This window comes from Burkholderia sp. Bp8986, assembly GCF_003854225.1.
Taxonomy (GTDB): domain Bacteria; phylum Pseudomonadota; class Gammaproteobacteria; order Burkholderiales; family Burkholderiaceae; genus Burkholderia.
On sequence record NZ_QTQM01000107.1, the window covers coordinates 1 to 3,424 of the forward strand.

Consider the following 3,424-nt stretch of genomic DNA (forward strand, 5'->3'; position numbering starts at 1 on the left):
ACGCTGCGCAAGCTCGACAAGGTCAACTGGGATGCGGTGATCCGCACCAACCTCGATTCCGTGTTCAACATGACGAAACCGGTTTGCGACGGCATGGTTGAACGCGGCTGGGGGCGCATCGTCAACGTCGCGTCGGTCAACGGTTCGAAGGGCTCGGTGGGCCAGACCAACTACGCGGCCGCGAAGGCCGGCATGCACGGCTTCACGAAATCGCTCGCGCTCGAGATCGCGCGCAAGGGCGTGACGGTGAACACGGTCTCGCCGGGTTATCTCGCGACGAAGATGGTGACGGCGATCCCGCAGGACATTCTCGATACGAAGATCCTTCCACAGATTCCGGCGGGACGGCTCGGTCAACCCGAGGAAGTCGCGGCGCTGATCGCGTATCTGTGCTCGGAGGAGGCCGGCTTCGTGACGGGCTCCAACATCGCGATCAACGGCGGCCAGCATATGCAGTGACGCTTCGCCGCATGCACGTTTCGTAGACGCACTGAAGGCATGCATGCGGCAAGTTTGTGGTTTGCCATGCTCGCGAGTCTAACGCATCAGCCGAGCACGTTTGAGAGGACACTGCCAAGCTTGAGATTGGTGTCCTCAAGCACTTTCTGGATGCACAGGCTGTGCTGGGAGATTTCGCGCAAGAGTTGCTTGAGCGTACGCGTGAGATCGCGCAACTCTTGGGTCGCGGCGGGTGGCACGAAGCTGGAGTGGATCAAGCCGTGCGCGAGCAGGTCGGCGATCTACATCGCGTCGTTGACATCGGTCTTGCGCCCGGGGACGTTGCGGATGTGCCGGGCATCAGCCAGGACCAGCTCGAAGCGGCCGTCGAGGATGGCGGACGGAATTCGTGGAGGCCAACGGGTTAAGCAGCGATCTGATTCAAATAGAAGCGCTGTGTGAACACGACAGGCGATTGGTAGTTCAGATGCGCCTGCGTGCGCTGCCGGTTGTAGAAGATTTCGATGTATTCGCTGATCGCCAAGCGTGCCTGCTCGCGCATGGCAAAGCGTTGACGATAGACCAGTTCATTCTTCAGCGTTCCCCAGAAGGATTCGATCGGGGCGTTGTCGTAGCAATTGCCGCGGCGGCTCATCGACGCCCGCATGTCAAACTGGCCGATGAGTGCTTGATAAGGTGCAGCCAGGCATGCGGGCGCTCAACGACCCAGCGATACCTGCCAAGGCCGCTACCGTGTTCGGTGCGACACTGAGCTTGCCCCCGAAAAACGAATCCCTTGCTGAGCGTTTAAACTCAAGCAAGGAGAGTCAAGAGGATGAGCAAGACGACGCGAGCGCGCTACACGCTCGAATTTGAGCTGGAAGCGGTGCGGCTGGTCAAGGCAGGCCAGAGCGTTGCGGCGGTCGCCGCGACGCTGAACGTGCCGGCGCAGTCGATTTCCAACTGGTTGAAGGCTGAGCAGGAAGGCAAGCTCGGCGGGGCCGGCACGAAGCCGGTAAGCCCTGAGCAGATGGAGTTGTCGAGGCTGCGCGCCGAAGTCGCGCGCCTGAAGGTGGAGCGCGATATTCTAAAAAATGTATGGTCTGCGCCGGATTTGCAAGTCGCTGGGTTGCCGCTTCGATAGAACTACATTTGCGTCAATGTATCCGGCCTGTTCGTGCAGTTCGAGACTGCTGGCCATGATGGGATCCGCGCACACCTAACCCAATAAATCGTTCAGTCATTACGGGCTGCTTTTTTAGCCCGGCTTTCGGTACACCGGTCAACGGTTCTGTGTCATCAGCTATTCAGGGCTCGCAAAACAGGACGGTCGTGCTCGGGGTTGCTCAGGCGGCTGCGGATATTTCCACGGTCGATAGGGTTGCTGGCTGGTCAGCGCCTTCCAGCAGATACGAACGATTTTGTTGGCTAGCGCGATTAGGGCAACGTGCGGATGACTACGTTGCTCGACTTCTCGAAGCCATAAGCCCATTCTGGACTGGTCGCGCTTCATGTGGATCATCAAGGCGCGTGCGCCCTGGATCACCATCATTCGCAAATAGGCGTTGCCGTGCTCGCTGATGCCACCAAGATTTGATTTGCCGCCGGTTGAGTATTGCTTCGGCACAAGACCGAGCCAGGCCGACATATCGCGGGCCCGTTTGAACGCGGTGCCGTTGCCAACAGCAGCAATGAGCGCGGTCGACACAACTGGTCCGACGCCAGGTACCGTGCTGACGCGTCGGCAGAGTTCCGATTCACGAGCGATCTGGGTAATTTCGGTTGAGGCTGTGTCGATCTCTTCGTCCAAGGCTAACCATCGCTGACGCAACCGTGCGATGAGCTGGCACAGTCGTGGCGACAAGCCGCTCTCTGCATCGGCCAGTACGGCTGGCAGGCGTCGTGCGAAGAGTGCACGCCCAACCGGTATGACGATGCCATGCTCGAGAAGCAGTGCCCTTATCTGATTGACAACAGCAGATCGCTCGACAATGAATCGCTGACGTACTCGACGCAATGCTTGCAGCTCGATTTGATCCGTTGTTTTTAGCGGGACGCAGCGCATGCTTCCGCGACTGGCAGCTTTCGCAATCGCCTGTGCATCGTTGAAATTGTTCTTGTTCGATTTGAGGTAAGGCTTTACGAACTGGGCCGGGATAATGCGCAACTCGTGGCCAGCCGCTTGGAACCGTCGCCCCCAAAATTGAGAGCCAGGACATGCTTCCATTGCGATCAGGCATTGAGGTGCCGTGTCCGCAAATTCTGCGAGCTGTCTCCGGTTGAGCTTCTTGCGAAAGAGTTCGGTACCTCGCTCGTCGATGGCTACGAGGTGAAACCAATTCTTACCGAGATCAATGCCAATGACGTGGACGCGGTTATCGTTCATGGTCGCTCTCCCAGGGTGGAAGCGTTTAGTATGCGCTGGAGGCGGGGCAGACCATTCCATTAAGCGTGCGCGTACTTCGCGAAGGAGTCGACGTGAAGTACACTTTCATCGAGCGCAATCGCCATCACTGGCCGATTTCGGTGCTGTGCGAGGTGCTCGATGTAAGCCCCAGTGGTTTCCATCAGCGGCGGCAACGTACTGCACTGGACAAGCCGCGCCGAAGCCGTGTGAGCGACGATGCCCTGCTGGCGCATATCATGGCGATTCACGCGCAGGTCAAAGGCGAGTACGGCTGGCCACGCATATGGAAAGAGTTGGTTGCGCGCGGCGCGCGCGTGGGCAAGGAGCGTGTTCGCAAACTGATGGCGCAGCATGGCATCCGTGCCCGACACAAGCGCAAGTACATCGCGACGACGAACTCGAATCACAAACTGCCGGTGGCACCGAACTTGTTGGAGCGTAACTTTACAGCGGCGGCGCCGAACCAGATCTGGACGAGCGACATCACGTACTGTGCGACGGCTGAATTGGGTAGCCACGTTTCCTTGCGGAAACGCGGCCCCCGAAGAACCGTACGTGCGAGCTTTCCCCGCATACGGC

At 58.9% G+C, this 3,424-nt stretch carries 2 protein-coding genes and 5 pseudogenes; 3 read left to right on the forward strand and 4 right to left on the reverse strand.

Annotated features, from left to right (window positions below; all coding sequences use genetic code 11):
* Positions 1 to 459: SDR family oxidoreductase (locus tag DID99_RS36030; protein WP_124668680.1), on the forward strand; the 459-nt coding region annotated here is incomplete at its 5' end.
* Between the two features lie 89 nt (positions 460 to 548).
* On the opposite strand, the pseudogene DID99_RS36035 reads toward DID99_RS36030, so the two are convergent.
* The 3 pseudogenes from DID99_RS36035 to DID99_RS36045 form a co-directional block, all read right to left on the reverse strand.
* Positions 549 to 833: pseudogene (locus tag DID99_RS36035) on the reverse strand (transposase); the annotation flags it as partial.
* A 29-nt stretch (positions 834 to 862) separates the two neighbouring features.
* A pseudogene (locus DID99_RS36040) lies at positions 863 to 1,141 on the reverse strand (IS3 family transposase); the annotation flags it as partial.
* Positions 1,135 to 1,212 (reverse strand): annotated as a pseudogene (locus tag DID99_RS36045) (IS5/IS1182 family transposase); the annotation flags it as partial. The pseudogenes DID99_RS36040 and DID99_RS36045, both read right to left, overlap by 7 nt.
* A gap of 61 nt (positions 1,213 to 1,273) precedes the next feature.
* On the opposite strand from DID99_RS36045, the pseudogene DID99_RS36050 reads away from it, so the two are divergent.
* A pseudogene (locus DID99_RS36050) lies at positions 1,274 to 1,531 on the forward strand (transposase); the annotation flags it as partial.
* A gap of 210 nt (positions 1,532 to 1,741) precedes the next feature.
* Here DID99_RS36050 and DID99_RS36055 read toward each other — a convergent pair.
* Complete coding sequence (locus tag DID99_RS36055; RefSeq protein WP_124668681.1) at positions 1,742 to 2,824, reverse strand: IS110 family transposase; 1,083 nt, start codon at positions 2,822 to 2,824, stop codon at positions 1,742 to 1,744.
* A gap of 71 nt (positions 2,825 to 2,895) precedes the next feature.
* On the opposite strand from DID99_RS36055, the pseudogene DID99_RS36060 reads away from it, so the two are divergent.
* Positions 2,896 to 3,351 (forward strand): annotated as a pseudogene (locus DID99_RS36060) (IS3 family transposase); the annotation flags it as partial.
* Positions 3,352 to 3,424: the final 73 nt, after the last annotated feature.